Origin of the sequence: Rhizobium sp. BK538, from assembly GCF_014197575.1 — a bacterium.
GTDB lineage: Bacteria > Pseudomonadota > Alphaproteobacteria > Rhizobiales > Rhizobiaceae > Rhizobium.
Map to the genome: position 1 here is coordinate 23964 of NZ_JACIFT010000024.1, position 17500 is coordinate 41463.

Sequence of the window (17500 nt, forward strand, 5' to 3'; positions counted from 1 at the left end):
GCGGAGGTTCATCATGACATCAAAGATCATCAAGAACGGTACCATCGTCACCGCGGACCTGACCTACAAGGCGGACGTGAGGATCGAAGGCGGCAAGATCGCCGAGATCGGCCCCAACCTCTCCGGCACCGAAACGCTCGATGCCACGGGCTGCTACGTCATGCCGGGTGGTATCGACCCGCATGTCCATCTCGAAATGCCGTTCATGGGAACCTACTCCTCCGACGACTTCGAAAGCGGCACCCGTGCGGGCCTTGCCGGTGGCACGACCATGGTCGTCGATTTCTGCCTCCCGGGACCGGAACAGTCGCTGCTTGAAGCGCTGCAAATGTGGGACAACAAGACGAGCCGCGCAAACGCCGACTACTCGTTCCACATGGCCATCACCGGCTGGAACGAGCGCGTCTTCAACGAGATGGAGACGGTGGTCAAGGACAAGGGCATCAACACCTTCAAGCATTTCATGGCCTACAAGGGCGCGCTGATGGTGAACGACGACGAGATGTTCGCCTCTTTCCAGCGCTGTGCCGAGCTCGGCGCCCTGCCTCTGGTCCATGCCGAGAACGGCGACGTCGTTGCCTCGATGACCGCGAAGCTTCTCGCCGAAGGCAACAACGGTCCCGAGGCACATGCCTATTCACGCCCGCCCGAGGTCGAAGGCGAGGCAACCAATCGCGCCATTATGCTCGCCGACATGGCCGGCGTGCCGCTTTATGTCGTGCACACTTCCTGCGAACAGGCGCACGAAGCGATCCGCCGAGCCCGCCAGAAGGGCATGCGGGTCTACGGCGAGCCACTGATCCAGCACCTGACGCTCGACGAAAGCGAATATTTCAACAAGGACTGGGATCACGCCGCCCGCCGCGTCATGTCTCCACCCTTCCGCAACAAGCAGCACCAGGACAGCCTTTGGGCCGGCCTGCAGTCCGGCTCGCTGTCTGTGGTGGCGACCGACCATTGCGCCTTTACCACCGAGCAGAAGCGCTTCGGCGTCGGCAACTTCGCCAAGATCCCCAATGGCACCGGCGGCCTCGAGGACAGACTGCCTATGCTCTGGACTTATGGAGTGAACACTGGCCGCCTGACAATGAACGAGTTCGTTGCGGTCACCTCGACCAACATCGCCAAGATCCTCAATGTTTATCCGAAGAAGGGCGCCATCCTCGTCGGCGCCGATGCGGATATCGTCGTCTGGGATCCGAAGCGCTCGAAGACGATCTCGGCCAAGACGCAGCAATCGTCGATCGACTATAACGTCTTCGAAGGCAAGGAAGTCACCGGCCTGCCGCGCTACACGCTGACGCGCGGCGAAGTGGCGATCGAGGAAAGCACGGTCAAGACGAAGGAGGGCCACGGCCAGTTCGTCAAGCGCGAGCCGTTCCAGGCAGTCAATAAGGCGCTCTCGACATGGAAGGAGCTTGTGGCGCCCCGCAAGGTCGAACGGTCGGGCATTCCGGCGACGGGGGTCTGATCCTTGGCATCACTCCTGCACCAGCCGATCAAGCTCCGGAAGCAAAACGACGCTTTCCTGCTCGTTCGGATCGGTGCGGGCGATGATTGCGGTGCAGGGGGTACTGCTGAGGTTGGCGGGCAGATGCGGCACACCGGCGGGGATGTAGAACAGCTCGCCGGCGTGCACGACGACATGATGCTCCAGCTCGTCGCCATACCAGGTGTGAGCCACGCCGGAGAGCATGTAGATCGCCGTTTCGTGCGACTCGTGCAGATGCGCCTTGGCCCGAACGCCGGGCGGAATCGTCAGCAAATGCATGCAGATGCCCTTGGCGCCGACCGTCTCGGCCGCGATGCCTTCGAAGTAACTGAGCCCCTGCTTGCCGTCGTAGGCATGACTGGGACGCACAATGTGACAGGTGGGCTTTGATGTCGCGTCCATCGTCATCCTCCATGGACCTTGCCGGAACAATGAAAACAGCTACTCATACTATCATGCAAAGCGCAGAAGCGCGGGGAAAACAGGATACACAAGCATTGACGCAAGCTGCCTCCGTCGTATCCGCCAAGGACCTCTGTCTGACCTATGATGCCAGCGATGCTCCCGTGCATGCGCTGACAAACGTCAATCTCGACGTGCGCAAGGGCGACTTCGTCTCCTTCATCGGCCCTTCAGGTTGCGGGAAGACGACCTTCCTGCGCGTGATCGCCGATCTCGAAAGGAAAACATCGGGCGAGATCACGGTCAATGGCATGACGCCGGAGGAAGCCCGCAAGGCTCGCGCCTACGGCTACGTCTTCCAGGCGCCGGCACTTTATCCCTGGCGTACGATCGAGAAGAATATCGCTCTACCGCTCGAAATCATGGGCTACGCCTCGGCTGACCAGAAGAAACGCATCGCCGATGCGCTCGATCTGGTGAACCTATCCGGCTTCGAGAAGAAATTCCCCTGGCAGCTGTCCGGCGGCATGCAGCAGCGCGCCTCCATCGCCCGCGCACTCGCCTTCGATGCCGACCTGCTCTTGATGGACGAACCCTTCGGCGCCCTCGACGAAATCGTCCGCGACCACCTGAACGAGGAACTTCTCAAGCTCTGGACGCGCACGAACAAGACCATCTGCTTCGTCACCCACTCGATCCCCGAAGCCGTCTACCTCTCCACCAAGATCGTGGTCATGTCACCCCGCCCCGGCCGCGTCACTGACGTCATTGACTCGCCCCTTCCCAAGGAGCGGCCGCTAGACATTCGCGAGTCGCCCGAGTTCCTTGAAATCGCCCATCGCGTGCGCGAGGGCCTGAGATCGGGACACAGCTATGAGCACTAGGCCATTGGGTGTTAAAACCGGTGCGCGGGGGCGCTCATGAAATCAGATACCCTCAAGGATCGGATCGTTCCCGTCCTCACAATCCTCCTGGCATTGATCGCGATCTGGTACGTCGCGGCGGTCTTGATGAACGCCTCCTTCCAGCGCGACATGGATCAGCGGGCCAACCAGACGCCTGGCACCATCGAATTCATCGAAAAGACGCTCTCGCAGCCAAAGCCGTTGCTGCCCGCGCCGCATCAGGTGGTGCAGAACGTCTTCGAGAACACGTTCCTGCGGAAGCTTTCGAGCAATCGCAGCCTCGTCTACCATAGCTGGGTCACACTCTCTTCGACGCTCCTCGGTTTCGGCTTCGGCACACTGCTCGGCATCGTGATCGCCGTCGGGATCGTGCACATCAAGGCGCTTGAGCGCAGCCTCATGCCATGGGTCATCGCCTCGCAGACCATACCGATCCTGGCAATCGCGCCGATGGTGATCGTCGTCCTCGGCGCCATCAACATCACCGGCCTGATCCCTAAGGCGCTGATCTCGACCTACCTCTCCTTCTTCCCGGTCACGGTCGGCATGGTGAAGGGTCTTCGTTCGCCCGAAGTCATGTTCCTCGATCTGATGCGGACCTATAACGCGACAGCCTCGCAGACCTTCTGGAAGCTTCGCGTTCCCGCCTCCGTGCCATTCCTCTTCACCTCGATGAAGGTCGCGATCGCCGCAAGCCTGGTCGGCGCAATCGTCGGCGAGCTTCCGACCGGTGCCGTCGCCGGCATCGGCTCGAAGCTGCTCGCAGGCTCCTACTACAGTCAGACGATCGACATCTGGGCGGCTCTCGTCGCAGGCTCGGTACTGGCCGCAAGCCTGGTCGCCATCGTCGGTCTTGTCGCAAAGATCGTCGATCGTTCGATGGGCGGGAGGGCGGCATGAACCAGATGACCTTCTCATGGCAGGGCGTTCTTGCCCTGGTGCTGGCGGCGATTGCGATCATCGCCTTGCCGATCATGGCCGAAGGCGCACCGGACCCGGTGTCGTCAATAACGGTGGGCCTGACGATCGCGCTGATCGTCGCCCTCGCCTTCGTTTCCTTTGCACCATTGCCGAAGCCATACATCGCCGCCGTTTTGCTGGTCGGTGCGCATTGGGCGGCGTGGGTGCTGCTCGCGGACGTGACCGGAAACGAAGGTTTGGCGACCCAATCCTTCTTCCTGCTGATGGCAGCCTGCTGGCTGCTTGCCTGGCGCTGCGTCACCGAGCTTTCGGCGATGACGCCAGGTTCCAGTTTTGTCCGCTCCTGCCTCCGGCTGCTGATCCCGGCAATCTTCGGCGCCTGGATCCTGATAATTTGGGAAGCGCTGACGCGCGGCGCCGGCATTCCCTTCGTTCTGCTGCCGCCGCCGAGCGCCATCGGCGCCAGGATCGCCGGCTCGCTGCCGATCCTGGCCGACGACGTACGCCAGACGATCTTCAAGGCGGTATTCGCCGGTTACATTATCGGCTGTGGTGCAGGCTTTGCCGTCGCGATCCTCGCCGATCGCGTCGCCTTCCTGCGCCTGGGATTGCTGCCGATCGGCAATATGGTGTCGGCACTGCCGATCATCGGTGTCGCGCCGATCATGGTGATGTGGTTTGGCTTCGACTGGCAGTCGAAGGCGGCCGTCGTCATCATCATGACCTTCTTCCCGATGCTGGTGAACACCGTCGCCGGCCTCGCTGCATCTGGTCCGATGGAGCGCGACTTGATGCAGACCTACGCTTCAAACTATTGGCAAACACTGCTGAAGCTCCGGCTTCCGGCGGCCATGCCCTTCATTTTCAATGCATTGAAGATCAACTCGACGCTGGCGCTCATCGGTGCCATCGTTGCGGAGTTCTTTGGTACGCCGATCGTCGGCATGGGCTTTCGTATCTCCACCGAGATCGGGCGCATGAATGTCGACATGGTCTGGGCCGAAATCGCCGTTGCGGCGCTGGTCGGCTCGATCTTTTATGGCGTCGTCGCCCTCGCCGAAAGGGCGGTGACTTTCTGGCATCCGTCTATCCGTGGTGGCTAGGCGTCGCTTTATTCCCGCAAATGGGATTGGGCATAACTTCAGAGGGAAAAAGAAAATGAAAAAACTGGTTATTGCGATGATGGCGAGCGCGATGTCGCTCGCAGCAGCCCAGGCGATGGCTGCCGACAAGGTGACGCTGCAGCTCAAGTGGGTGACGCAGTCGCAGTTCGCCGGCTACTACGTCGCCAAGGAAAAGGGCTATTACGAAGAAGAGGGTCTCGACGTCACCATCAAGCCGGGCGGCCCTGACATCGCGCCGGAACAGGTGATCGCCGGCGGCGGCGCCGACGTCATCGTCGACTGGATGGGCGGTGCGCTCGTTGCCCGCGAAAAGGGCGTTCCGCTCGTCAACATCGCCCAGCCCTACCAGAAGTCGGGCATGGAAATGATCTGCCGCAAGGACGGCCCGATCAAGTCCGAAGCCGATTTCAAGGGGCGTACGCTGGGCGTCTGGTTCTTCGGCAATGAGTACCCGTTCTTCGCCTGGATGAACAAGCTCGGCCTGAAGACCGATGGCGGTGCTGACGGCGTGACCGTGCTGAAGCAGAGCTTCGACGTGCAGCCGCTGCTGCAGAAGCAGGCCGACTGCATCTCCGTCATGACCTACAATGAATACTGGCAGGCGATCGATGCCGGCTTCAAGCCTGAAGAACTGCTCGTCTTCAACTACACCGCCATGGGCAACGACCTTCTCGAAGACGGTCTCTATGCCATGGAAGACAAACTGAAGGACCCTGCCTTCAAGGAGAAGATGGTCAAGTTCGTCAAGGCTTCGATGAAGGGCTGGAAATACGCAACCGAGAACCCCGATGAAGCTGCCGAAATCGTCGTTGATGCCGGCGGCCAGGACGAAAACCACCAGAAGCGCATGATGGGCGAAGTCGCCAAGCTGATCGGCGACGGCACGGGCAAACTCGACACCACCCTTTACGATCGCACGGCCAAGGCTCTCCTTGATCAGAAGATCATCAACAAGGAGCCGACCGGCGCCTGGACGCACGACGTCACGGACGCGGCTTCCAAGTAAAACAGTGACGTAAAACAGTGACTGCAACGGCGAAACGCGCGGAGCTTCCGCGCGTTTTGCTTATTTGGCGAAAAGTTCGCGATCGATGTCGCATCAGGCGTGGCTCGCACGTCATATGGAGGCGATGCGCGATCAACTAACGGAATACTTGCATAACCGGACAGTGATTGATCTGCATCACAACGGTAATTATTGTGTTCAAATGAGGAATTATTTTCTGCTGGGCTTGCGCGATGGGCAAATCGCTACCACGTACAAACCGAGTTTGCCGGACGAGGGACTTCTTAAGTAAGAACCGGCAAAGGATGCGGAAATACTTCTGAGAACACCAATACGGGAACCGGCCATTCGCGAGCTGATGACACCGCGCGAGTCGGGCCGAGCAAAACTGGATGACGTCGCATGGCACGTACGCCTGTTAAGATACTTCGCGCCTCAACCCTGCTGATCGCGGCAGCTGTTGCTTCGGCAGCATTTGCCCAGGAACAGCCGGTCGCAAAGCCGCAGCAGAACCTGCCGGCAATCGTGGTGACGAAGGCGTCCACCCGCACCCTCGTCGACCGCGTTGTTGCGACCGGTACGGTAAAGCCTGTCGAGGAAGTTTACATTCAGCCTCAAGTCGAAGGATTGTCGGTCCGCAGGCTGAATGCCGATGTTGGCGACAGGGTTCAAGCTGAAAGCACGCTGGCGACCCTGAACGACGACGCACTCATCCTACAGAAGAGCCAGATGCAGGCCACGAAGGCCAAAAACGAAGCGAGCCTTGCGCAGCTTCGCGCTCAGTTGATCGAGGCGCAGGCCAATGCAGAGCAGGCGCGCCAACAGCAGGCACGCGCCCAGGAAATGGGCAAGAAGGGCACGGTTTCCACGGCGACCGTCGAGCAGGCTGATGCCGCAGCGGCATCAGCCAATGCCCGTGTCGATTCCGCAAAGCAGGCGATCCAGGTCGCCGTCGCGGAGATCAAGGTGACTGAAAGCCAGATTGCGGATGCCGATCTGAAGCTGGCGCGCACCGATGTCAAGACGCCCGTCGGCGGTACCGTCGCAGCCAAGAACGCCAAGATCGGCGCGATTGCACTGGCTACCGGCGACCCGCTCTTCACGATCATTCGCGACGACGAGATCGAGCTGGTAGCGGAAGTGGGTGAGAGCGACATCGTCAAGGTTCAGCCCGGCCAGAAGGCCACTCTCTCGCTCTCCGGCAGTCGCGAGAAGGTTACCGGCTCCGTACGCTTGGTTTCGCCAACGGTCGATCCGCTCACACGCCTCGGTTTGGTCCATATTTTGATCGATGACTCCAGCAAGGCACGCTCGGGCATGTACGGCAGCGCTGACATCGTCGTGCGCACCACGGAAAACGTGGCGCTCCCGGTCTCAGCCGTGCTGTCGAGCAGCGAGGGATCCTCGGCCCGCAAAGTCGAAAACAGCGTCGTCAAGTTTGCCAAGGTCGAAACCGGCATCCAGGACGGTGCCTATGTTGAAATCGTAAAGGGATTGAAAGCCGGCGACGAAGTCGTAGCCAAGGCGGGCGCCTATGTCCGTGATGGCGACCGCATTACGCCGGTTCGTGAACAGCCACCGGCTTCCAACTGAGAGACGACCGATGAACTTTTCAGCCTGGTCTATCCGAAATCCAGTCGCGTCGCTTCTGGCGTTTGCACTTCTGCTTTTCGTCGGCATCCAGTCCTTCAACAAGCTGCCGATCACGCGCTTTCCGAACATCGACGTTCCGCTCGTTTCCATCGTCGTCACGCAAAGCGGCGCTTCGCCCGCCGAGCTCGAGACACAGGTGACGAAGGAGATCGAGGACGCCGTTGCCAGCATAACCGGGATCGATGAGATCCAGTCGACGGTGACAGATGGCCAGTCGCAGACGGTCGTCATGTTCCGCATGGAAATTCCGACCGAGCAGGCTGTTCAGGACACCAAGGATGCGATCGACCGCATCCGCAGCGACCTGCCGGCAAACGTGGAAGAGCCGATCGTCTCGAAGGTCGACGTAGAGGGCCAGGCGATCCAGACCTTCGCCGTCTCCTCACCCGATATGACGCTTGAAGAGCTTTCCTGGTTCGTCGATGACACGATCAAGCGCGCCCTTCAGGGGCAGGCCGGTATCGGCCGCGTGGACCGTTACGGCGGCGCAGAGCGTGAAGTACGCATCGAGCTCAATCCCGACAAGCTGAACGCCCACGGCATAACCGCCGCGAGCGTAAACCAGCAGCTGCGCGGCACCAACGTGGACCTCGGCTCCGGCCGCGGCCAGGTGGCGGGTAGCGAGCAGGCGATCCGGGTGCTCGGCGATGCCCGCAACGTGGCCGAACTCGCCAACACAACGATCGCGCTGCCGAACGGTCGTTTCGTCAAGCTGTCCGACCTTGGCGCCATCAAGGACACCTATCAGGAGCCGAAGTCCTTCTCGCGTTTCGATGATACGCCAGTCGTCACCTTCGGCGTGTTCCGCTCGAAGGGCGCCAGTGAGGTCAGCGTTGCGGAGACTGTCGCCAAGAGCCTCGACAAGGTTCGGGCCGAGAACCCGAACGTCGGTATCGAGCTGATCAGCGACTCCGTCTACTTCACATACGGCAACTATGAAGCGGCCATCGATACGCTGATCGAAGGCGCGGTACTTGCAATCATCGTCGTCTTCCTGTTCCTCCGGAACTGGCGTGCAACGTTGATTTCGGCAGTCGCACTGCCGCTGTCGGCGATCCCGACGTTCTGGATTATGGACCTGATGGGCTTCTCGCTGAACCTAGTCAGCTTCCTGGCCCTGACGCTCGCGACAGGTATTCTCGTTGACGATGCGATCGTCGAAATCGAGAACATCGCCCGTCATATTAAGATGGGCAAGACTCCCTATCGCGCGGCAATCGAGGCCGCCGACGAAATCGGCCTCGCGGTCATCGCAACGACCTTCACGATCATTGCCGTGTTCGTGCCGGTGTCGTTTATGCCCGGCATCCCAGGCCAGTACTTCATTCAGTTTGGTCTCACGGTCGCCTTCTCCGTCTTCTTCTCGCTCATGGTGGCACGCCTCATCACGCCGATGATGGCCGCATACCTAATGCGTGCGGAAGACGGCATCGAGGACCATCACGACAATGATGGTCTCTTCTTCCGCGGTTACACGCGCCTCGTGCGCGCCACGACCCGGCGGTGGTGGACGCGTTATGCGACGCTGCTTGCGGCGATCGCGTTCCTCGTTGGCTCCGTCATGTTGCTTGCGCAAGTGCCCGGCAGCTTCCTGCCGCCGGAAGATGCATCGCGCATCGTGCTGTCCGTCGAACTGCCGCCGAACGCGACGCTCGACGATACCGATGCGACAACGGATGCGATCTACAAAGACGTCAAGGATATCGACGGCGTTGAAAGCGTATTCGTCCTCGGCGGCGCGTCTCCGAAGGGCGACCTCGAACTGCGCCGCGCGACCGTTACGCTCACGCTCCATAAGCTCGACCAGAGGCTTTCGAAAAAGCTTGTCGATGATTTCCTTGGGAAACTGCCGATCATCGGCCCGTATCTGCCGAAGGTGGAACCGAAGGGTCGCGTTCGCCCGCAGTGGGATATCGAAAAGGAGGTCTTTGCCAAACTCCGCCATATCCCTGACGTGCGTATCTTGAAGCTCAACGATCGCGGCGAGCGCGACTTGTCGTTCAACTTCCTCTCGAAGAACGAGAAGGACCTGAACGACGCTGTCGGCATCCTGGAGTCAAAGCTGCGTGCCGATCCGCTGCTGGCAAACGTCAGCGCCGAGGGCGCCCTGCCCCGTCCTGAACTTCAGGTCCGCCCCCGCAAGGACCAGGCTGCCCGTCTTGGCATCACGCCGCAACAAATCTCCGAGACCATCCGCGTCGCCACCATCGGTGACATTGATGCGGCCCTCGCCAAGATCAACCTGGACGATCGCCAGATTCCGATCCGCGTCCAGGCGTCGCTCGACATGCGCCGCGATCTTGCCGCCCTGCGGGCACTGAAGATCCAGACCGCGAGCGGCGGCACCGTGCCGCTCTCCACCGTCGCCGATATCGACTATTCGGAGGGCGTCAGCTCAATCAAGCGCAACAACCGCTACCGCGTGGTCTCGATCGGCTCCGACCTGCCGCAGGGTGTGGCGCTCGACACGGCATCCGCTCGGTTCCGGCAGATCGTCACTGAGGCCAAGATCCCTCCGACGGTCCAGCTGGCTGAAAGCGGCGATACGAAGGTCCAGACCGAAATGCAGCAGAGCTTCGTCAACGCCATGTTGATGGGCCTCATGCTGGTGCTGACTGTGCTGATCCTCCTCTTCAAGGACGTGATCCAGCCCTTCACCATCCTGTTTTCGCTGCCACTTGCGATCGGCGGCGTGGCAGTCGGGCTGCTCGTCACCCAGAACCCGCTCTCCATGCCCGTCATGATCGGCATCCTGATGCTGATGGGTATCGTGACGAAGAACGCCATCCTGCTCGTCGACTTCGCGATCGAGATGCGACATCGCGGCATGGAGCGGGTGGAGGCCATGGTCGAGGCAGGCCGCAAGCGCGCCCGCCCGATCATCATGACCTCCATCGCGATGTCGGCAGGCATGCTGCCGTCGGCGCTCGGCGTTGGCGAAGGCGGTTCATTCCGCGCGCCGATGGCGATTGCCGTGATCGGCGGCATTATCGTGTCGACCGTGCTTTCGCTGGTCGTCGTGCCTTCGTTCTTCCTGATCATGGACGATCTCTCCCGTCTGCTTGCCTGGATGTTCGGCCGTCTGGTGGGCAGGAAGGACAAGGAAGATCTGGCAATGTCCCGCGAAGAGCTCACGCAGGTTGTTGGTGCCCTTGAAGGCCGGGTAACCGCAATCGAGACGCCGGAAGGCAAGCGCGGCAAATCAGGCAATGTCGTGCGCCTGCCGCCTTTCGCGGCGGAGTAGCCGCCAATTCAGAAGCCGGGGTCACGCCCCGGCTTTTTTATTAGGCCACATTTGATCGAGATCAAGTTCTGAACTGCACCTCCCGCTTACCCTTACCAGTATCAGGTAGGGGCGGCGCTTGCCGCGCCACAGGGAGAAACAGATGACCAGAGCTTTGAAACTGAGCGGCGCGCAGCGTGCGGTGCTTGATGGTGCATTGATCGCGTCCAGCCTCGACCGGCAGGAGCGAGATGCTCTGCTGTCTTGCGCGGTGGCGGTGCGTTATGAGCCGCAGGACGTTCTCTTCCGCGAACGCGAGAAGGCACGTTACTTCTACTGCGTGCTGAGCGGCTATGTTCGCCTCTTTCGCGACGCCGAAGGCCGCGTAGCCGATATCAGCATCTGCGAGCCGGGCGACAGCTTCGGCGAATGCCTGGTGCTTGCCGGCGAAGGATACAATTACAACGCCCAAGCGATGGAACACGCGATCCTCGCCCGCTTCGACATCGCACAGGTCAAAGCGCTACTGGACGCGCGCCCGCGCATTGGCGGCGCGATCGCGCGCAGCCTCTCGCAGCATCTGCTTTCGACCATGGATTGCCTGGCGCGGGATCGCATGCAGACGAGCCCGCAGCGCGTCGCGCATTACCTGCTGACACACTGCACGAATGAAGGCACGCGCGCCTCCTTGCGCCTTCCATTCCAGAAGAGCCTTCTGGCACGAAAGCTGGGCCTTGCGCCGGAGGCACTGTCACGTGCCTTCTCCACCTTGCGCACATCAGGCGTAAGCGTTAGCGGCCGCGCCATCGCGATCGAGGATGTCAATGTGCTGAGACAGGTCTGACCTCTACAGGCCACCGTGTTCCTTCAGGAAGCTGACGATGGAATTGACGCCATCGCCGCGTTTCATGTCGGAGAAAACGAAGGGGCGTGCCTGGCGCATGCGGGTCGCATCGCGGTCCATGACTTCCAGGTCCGCGCCGACATAGGGAGCCAAATCCTTCTTGTTAATGACGAGAAGGTCGGATTTGGTAATGCCGGGGCCACCCTTGCGCGGGATTTCCTCGCCCTGGCAAACCGAGATGACGTAGATCGTGATATCCGCCAGATCAGGAGAGAAGGTGGCAGCCAGATTGTCGCCGCCCGACTCGATGAAAACAACATCGAGATCGGGAATCCGCTCGTTGAGGCCGGCGATGGCCTGCAAATTGATCGTAGCGTCTTCACGGATTGCCGTATGCGGGCAACCGCCGGTTTCCACGCCAACGATCCGATCCGACGGCAAGGCCTGCATGCGCATCAGCGCCTCGGCATCCTCAGTCGTGTAGATGTCGTTCGTGACAACGGCGACGGAATATTCGTCACGCATGGCCTTGCAGAGTTTTTCGGTGAGCGCCGTCTTGCCGGAGCCAACCGGCCCACCGATGCCTACGCGTAAGGGTCCGTTTCCTGATTTCATGTTCTGAACTCCAATAACAGCCGATGATAGCGCCCCGCTCGAAGAGCGACCACCGGCAAATGACGCAGGTCGTGACGGCTGGCCGGACCTGCCTGGATAAAGTCATGATCGAAAGAGCCGCGTCGGCTGCGTCTCGTGGCGCAGCGACATGATATCGGCCTGGATGGTCGCCGATCCGAGATCGTCGAGTGTCGACGCGGCTGCCCGCTTCGCGACGGAGGCTATTTCGCCTTCCAGCCGCGACAAAATGGCAACGCCATCCTTCTGCCCGGCAACGCCGAGACGGATGCCTGCGGAAACTGACTGCGAGAGATTGGCATGGAGGAATGCCGCGATCGCCTTCTCCGACGCCACCCCATGCGCACCCGCAACGGCGCCGACGGCCACTGGATACGCCACGTGTCGTGGCAATCGATCGAAGACCTCGTCTGGCCACGCACTGGCGGCAGACAGGAACGCATCGCCAAGCAGCATCGTTTCCTGATGACGCTCGCGCGAGCCGGCAAGCGCCTCAGCGAGTTCCGCCAGTTCGCCAAGCCGCTCCAGTTGTCCGTGACAGCGGTGGCTCTCAGCGAGAAGAACGGCATCATTCCACGCAGCCCCACGCGCGATCAGGTTCGATGCCCACCCCGCAAGCGAATGGGCATCGGTGACCAACCCATCGTGGACGGCACGCTCCAAACCACCTGAATAAGCGAACGACCCGACGGGGAAGGCTGGCGAAAGCCATGCCATCAGCCGCAGCAGAGCTTGCAGATCAGCGTCATCAGTCATGTTTGCTCAGTCGTGCGAGTGATGGTCATGCCCATGCGAGGGTGCGTGCGAATGATAGGCGCCGCGCGCCGGCTGGAACGGCTCGGCAACTTCCCGGACCGTCGCACCAAGCCCTTCCAGCATGGAGCGGATCACATGATCCCGCAGGATGAGAATGCGGTCTTCCTCGATCTGCGCGCCGAGATGCCGATTGCCGAGGTGCCACGCGAGCTCGATCACGTGCAGGCGATCCTTGCCCTTGACCTCGAAAAGCTTCTCGTCGGCCGCCACGATTTCGATGAGTTCGCCGTCCTCGAGAACCAGCATATCGCCACTTGCAAAAAGCACCGGCTCCTTGAGATCGAGCATGACCATCTCGCCGTCTTCGAGATGGAGCAGCTTCCGCCGCAAATGCCTCAAGTCGTGCGGCAGAACGACTTTTCCGATCGGGTTCGAGGAAGGCGTTCCGGCAGGCAGATAGGAAGTAACGCGTTGCATGACATGTCCAATTCGCTTGAGATTGCGACCATGCAAAATAGCCCCGTACGATGCAAGATGGAATGAGGCGCTGGACAATAGCGCCGCCCGAATTTCTTCAGGCCAGCCGCGCCTCATCGCAATCCATATTCATCGCGCGAGCAGCCGCAGCTTCCGCCGGCAGATGCCTGCGCCAACCCGGATGCAGTCCCTCGTTCTCATGCACCACGCGGTTTCGACCGAGCGCCTTTGCCAGGTAAAGTGCCTTGTCTGCCGCTGAATAGGCACCCTCCTTGCTGCGCCCCGGCTCGAGCTCGGCAATACCGGCCGACACAGTAAGTGCAACCACGCAATCGTCGGCAACGACGGGATGCGCCGCCAAACGTGCGCAGACCGACCGCACTCTCTCGATCCGCTGTTCCTGCGAGCCACCGACAACGATCGCGCCGAACTCTTCTCCGCCCAGCCTCCCCGCGACGGAGTGCCCGTCGAAGGCGGCGGCCAAAATGGCCGACACGGCCACGATCACGGCGTCGCCACAGCCATGACCGAAGCGGTCATTGATGGCCTTGAAACGGTCCACATCGAAGATCGCGAGGCAGGCATTTCCATCAACCTGCCCCAATGCCTCGGTAAAGGCGCGTCGGTTGAGAAGACCTGACAGCACGTCCGTACGGCTTAAGTGCTCGAACTCTGCGCGCGAGACGCTGAGCTGATGCATCGCGTGACCTGCCACGAGAGACAACATGCTCGAAACCGCGCCGCCGATAAGCCACGACAGCAAGACGCCATAGACAACGCCGTGAGCGAGCGGGACGGGCAACATTCCCATCCAGTCGAGCGGAGGCAATACAAGCGTTATCACGACCGACGACAGCGTCACCGCCAGGAAGCTCATCTTGAGAGCGAACACGTAAATTGTGTGGCGATCCTGAAAATCGCCAAGCTCCGCCTGGAGTGAAATTCTCATGCGAATCGACCCTCTTGCCTACCGCCAGGGAGATTGCTTAGAGGCCAACTCCTGCCGAGTTCTTAAGTCAATTGTTAAGATTTGAGCGAGTTTTATGAATTGATCGCCGGTTGAAAAGTGCCCGAAAACGCAACGCTTTCTGCCGTGAATCAACCAATAAAGCCGAAATCATAAGCCACTGTTTTTGCCTATGTTTTCAAGCCGCAACAACAACAATGTTCCAATATGAACAGGCCGCCTCAAGGTGGAACATCGAAAAATAAAAAACAACCCAGGGAAGATTCAGTCCTAACGCAAGATGTTAGGACCGGCCGGCCTTTGACACCGGTCGGCTCCAAACAGTCAAAACAGGAAGTAACGTTGCGCCATCGGCAGCACCGTCGCCGGCTCGCAGGTCAGCAACTCGCCGTTGGCACGGACCTCGTAGGTCTCGGGATCGACCTCGATTTCAGGCGTCAGGCTGTTGTGGATCATCGACGCCTTGGAAATACCGCCACGGGTGTTCTTCACCGCGACGAGATTCTTGGCGACGCCGAGACGGCTCTTCAGACCGGCGTCGAGCGACGCCTGCGAAACGAAGGTTACCGACGAATTGGTGCGCAGCTTGCCGTGGGCGGCAAACATCGGCCGGTAGTGCATCGGCTGCGGCGTCGGGATCGAAGCGTTCGGATCGCCCATCGGAGCTGCCGCGATCGAACCGCCGAGCAATACCATCTCCGGCTTGACGCCGAAGAAGGCAGGGTTCCACAGGACCAGATCGGCGCGCTTGCCCACTTCGACCGAACCGATCTCGTGGCTGAGGCCCTGGGCGATCGCAGGGTTGATGGTGTATTTCGCAATGTAGCGGCGAACGCGGAAGTTGTCGTTCTCGCCCGTCTCTTCCTTGAGGCGTCCGCGCTGACGCTTCATCTTGTCGGCCGTCTGCCAGGTGCGGATCGCTACCTCGCCGACGCGGCCCATGGCCTGGCTGTCGGACGAGATGATCGAGAAGGCGCCAATATCGTGAAGAATATCTTCAGCGGCGATCGTCTCCTTGCGGATGCGGCTTTCGGCGAAGGCGATATCTTCCGGGATCGACGGCGACAGGTGATGGCAGACCATCAGCATGTCGAGATGCTCGGCAACCGTGTTGACGGTATAGGGCCGGGTCGGATTGGTCGACGACGGAATGACGTTCGACTGGCCACAGATCTTGATGATATCAGGCGCATGTCCGCCGCCCGCGCCCTCCGTGTGGAAGGCGTGGATTGTGCGGCCCTTGATAGCGCCGATCGTATCCTCCACGAAGCCGCTTTCGTTCAGCGTATCGGTATGGATCATCACCTGGATGTCGTATTCGTCGGCGACCGAAAGGCAGCAGTCAATCGCCGCCGGCGTCGTGCCCCAATCTTCGTGCAGCTTTAGCGACGACGCGCCGGCCAGCACCATTTCCTCGAGCGCCGCCGGCAGCGAGGCGTTGCCCTTGCCGGCAAGCGCGAGGTTCATCGGAAAGCCGTCGAAGCTCTCGATCATCCGCTCGATATGCCAGGCGCCGGTGCAGGTGGTGGCCAGCGTGCCATGTGCGGGGCCCGTGCCGCCGCCCAGCATGCAGGTGACGCCGGACATCAGCGCTTCTTCGATCTGCTGCGGGCAGATGTAGTGGATATGCGCGTCCATGCCGCCGGCCGTGATGATCTTGCCTTCGCCCGCGATGGCCTCGGTCGAGGGACCGACGATGATGTTGACGCCCGGCTGGGTATCGGGATTACCCGCCTTCCCGATCGCCGCGATACGGCCGTTCTTGAGCCCGATATCGGCCTTGTAGATGCCGGAGTGATCGATAACCACGGCATTGGTGATAACGGTATCGACGGCACCCTGCGCCCGCGTTGCCTGGCTCTGCCCCATGCCATCACGGATAACCTTGCCGCCGCCGAACTTCACCTCTTCGCCATAGCTGGTGAAGTCCTTCTCGATCTCGATGAAGAGCTCCGTATCGGCAAGACGCACCTTGTCGCCGGTGGTCGGGCCGAACATGCTGGCATAGGCGGCGCGGGAAATCTTGTAAGGCATATGTCAGGCTCCTTGGGAGGAAGAAAGGGACGTGCTCGCCGGCAGCCGCGTGACGCGGCCGGCGGCGACATAACTGTCGACAAGCTGCCGTTCGGCAGCAAAGGGGTGCCATTCCCAACCCGCGTGGCCGAAGCCCGCGAGATCGATGGCCGCCTCGGGAAATCTGTTCATCACTTCAGCGATCACGATCATGCCGCTGCTCGGCACGACGTAAGGCGCCGGGTGGTAAGCCGCGAGCGCCGTGTCGACGGCCTCATGAATCACTTTATCAACGACCACATGCGCCTTTCCAACGGCCGTGCAGAACGCATTGAATTGACTCGTGTAATCGTCGCAGAAATCATCCAGCTCGGGATGCGATACGGCAAGTGGCGCACGCAGCTCCGCGAATTTCTCCGGATCGCGCACGCTCCAGATCGCCGCCGCTTCCCGCACGCCGGGATGTTCCCGCCACGCATCGGAGCCGAGCATTGCCTTTGCTGGCCGCCCCGTATTGCAGATCGCGACGACATCGGTGCGGCCCGGGCTCGCCTCATAGGACCGGCATTCGTTGAAGCGGATCACGAATGCGGCATCCACCACCGCGGCCGCCGCTTCTGCTCCGATCTCTCCGTTGCCGACGATCATGATCCTGCCAACCACCTCAGTTGCCCATCGTTTCTGCAAGTTCCTTGAGCTGCTTGGTGCGTTCGTCCGTCAACTCGGCGATGCAGCCGGCGACCAGCATCGGCTCCATCGTGCCGCCGCGCGCCTGGAAGCCTGCCGCCTCGCACTCCGCATCGCGAAAATCGACCCACGCCCGCTGTGCCTTTACAAGCGCCTTCTCGGCACCGCTATCGGCGCCGAGATCCTTGTCGAGCGTAGCAAGCGCCGCGCGCGTAATCTTGTATTGGGCGTTCAGCGCCTTGTCGGCGGTTTCCTGACGCACCTGCTCACAAGCGGTCATGTCGGCCTGCGTGACGGGATTTTTGCAGTCCAGATCTTCGGCACTGGCGCCGAAGGCGATGAACATCGCAACGCCGGCCGCCAGAAGATGCAAGCTCGCGCGCATCGTTTCCTCCCG

The 17500-nt window shown here is 60.9% G+C and carries 16 protein-coding genes; 8 read left to right on the top strand and 8 right to left on the bottom strand.

The genetic code is table 11. The annotated features are described in order from the left end of the window. Window positions 1-13: 13 nt before the first annotated feature. On the top strand, window positions 14-1471 hold the full coding sequence (gene hydA / locus FHX09_RS24595) for a dihydropyrimidinase (protein WP_132593475.1): 1458 nt from the start codon (window positions 14-16) through the stop codon (window positions 1469-1471). A gap of 9 nt (window positions 1472-1480) precedes the next feature. Here the strand turns inward: hydA and FHX09_RS24600 are convergent, their stop codons facing one another. Next, window positions 1481-1894, bottom strand: a complete 414-nt coding sequence (locus FHX09_RS24600; protein WP_007790241.1) for a cupin domain-containing protein — start codon at window positions 1892-1894, stop codon at window positions 1481-1483. Between the two features lie 53 nt (window positions 1895-1947). Between FHX09_RS24600 and FHX09_RS24605 the strand changes: the two genes are divergently transcribed. The 7 genes from FHX09_RS24605 to FHX09_RS24635 all read left to right on the top strand — a co-directional run bounded on the left by FHX09_RS24605 (window position 1948) and on the right by FHX09_RS24635 (window position 11570). Beyond that, window positions 1948-2778 carry an ABC transporter ATP-binding protein gene (locus FHX09_RS24605; protein ID WP_183722459.1) on the top strand — a complete coding sequence of 277 codons (831 nt, stop codon included), beginning with the start codon at window positions 1948-1950 and terminating at the stop codon, window positions 2776-2778. A gap of 36 nt (window positions 2779-2814) precedes the next feature. Beyond that, on the top strand, window positions 2815-3699 hold the full coding sequence (locus tag FHX09_RS24610) for an ABC transporter permease (protein WP_132593471.1): 885 nt from the start codon (window positions 2815-2817) through the stop codon (window positions 3697-3699). Continuing rightward, entirely contained in the window at window positions 3696-4823 is a 1128-nt protein-coding gene (locus FHX09_RS24615; protein WP_132593469.1) for an ABC transporter permease, read from the top strand. Before FHX09_RS24610 ends, FHX09_RS24615 begins: the two co-directional genes overlap by 4 nt. A 55-nt stretch (window positions 4824-4878) precedes the next feature. Then, on the top strand, window positions 4879-5850 hold the full coding sequence (locus tag FHX09_RS24620) for an ABC transporter substrate-binding protein (RefSeq protein ID WP_132593467.1): 972 nt from the start codon (window positions 4879-4881) through the stop codon (window positions 5848-5850). Window positions 5851-6252: 402 nt separating this feature from the next. Further along, window positions 6253-7443 (top strand): efflux RND transporter periplasmic adaptor subunit, encoded by a 1191-nt coding sequence (locus FHX09_RS24625; protein WP_132593465.1) that lies wholly within the window; start codon window positions 6253-6255, stop codon window positions 7441-7443. Between the two features lie 10 nt (window positions 7444-7453). Next, window positions 7454-10747: an efflux RND transporter permease subunit gene (locus FHX09_RS24630; protein WP_132593463.1), complete on the top strand. Its 3294-nt coding sequence runs from the start codon at window positions 7454-7456 to the stop codon at window positions 10745-10747. Between the two features lie 142 nt (window positions 10748-10889). Beyond that, a complete protein-coding gene (locus FHX09_RS24635; protein WP_184450778.1) occupies window positions 10890-11570 on the top strand; it encodes a Crp/Fnr family transcriptional regulator in 681 nt (226 codons plus the stop codon). A gap of 3 nt (window positions 11571-11573) precedes the next feature. On the opposite strand, the gene ureG is transcribed toward FHX09_RS24635, so the two are convergent. The 7 genes from ureG to FHX09_RS24670 all read right to left on the bottom strand — a co-directional run bounded on the left by ureG (window position 11574) and on the right by FHX09_RS24670 (window position 17488). Next, window positions 11574-12185: an urease accessory protein UreG gene (ureG, locus tag FHX09_RS24640; RefSeq protein ID WP_007790259.1), complete on the bottom strand. Its 612-nt coding sequence runs from the start codon at window positions 12183-12185 to the stop codon at window positions 11574-11576. Window positions 12186-12287: 102 nt separating this feature from the next. Further along, window positions 12288-12959, bottom strand: a complete 672-nt coding sequence (locus tag FHX09_RS24645) for an urease accessory protein UreF (protein WP_184450779.1) — start codon at window positions 12957-12959, stop codon at window positions 12288-12290. A gap of 6 nt (window positions 12960-12965) precedes the next feature. Then, a complete protein-coding gene (gene ureE, locus FHX09_RS24650; protein WP_184450780.1) occupies window positions 12966-13436 on the bottom strand; it encodes an urease accessory protein UreE in 471 nt (156 codons plus the stop codon). Between the two features lie 97 nt (window positions 13437-13533). Then, the gene (locus tag FHX09_RS24655; RefSeq protein WP_007790262.1) at window positions 13534-14385 is read right to left on the bottom strand and encodes a GGDEF domain-containing protein; all 852 of its coding nucleotides are present in this window, start codon (window positions 14383-14385) and stop codon (window positions 13534-13536) included. A 342-nt stretch (window positions 14386-14727) separates the two neighbouring features. Further along, a complete protein-coding gene (gene ureC / locus FHX09_RS24660) occupies window positions 14728-16437 on the bottom strand; it encodes an urease subunit alpha (RefSeq protein ID WP_132593455.1) in 1710 nt (569 codons plus the stop codon). Between the two features lie 3 nt (window positions 16438-16440). Continuing rightward, window positions 16441-17064 carry a Urease operon accessory protein gene (locus tag FHX09_RS24665; RefSeq protein WP_132593453.1) on the bottom strand — a complete coding sequence of 208 codons (624 nt, stop codon included), beginning with the start codon at window positions 17062-17064 and terminating at the stop codon, window positions 16441-16443. Between the two features lie 16 nt (window positions 17065-17080). After that, the gene (locus FHX09_RS24670) at window positions 17081-17488 is read right to left on the bottom strand and encodes a lysozyme inhibitor LprI family protein (RefSeq protein WP_007790265.1); all 408 of its coding nucleotides are present in this window, start codon (window positions 17486-17488) and stop codon (window positions 17081-17083) included. Between the last annotated feature and the right edge of the window lie 12 nt (window positions 17489-17500).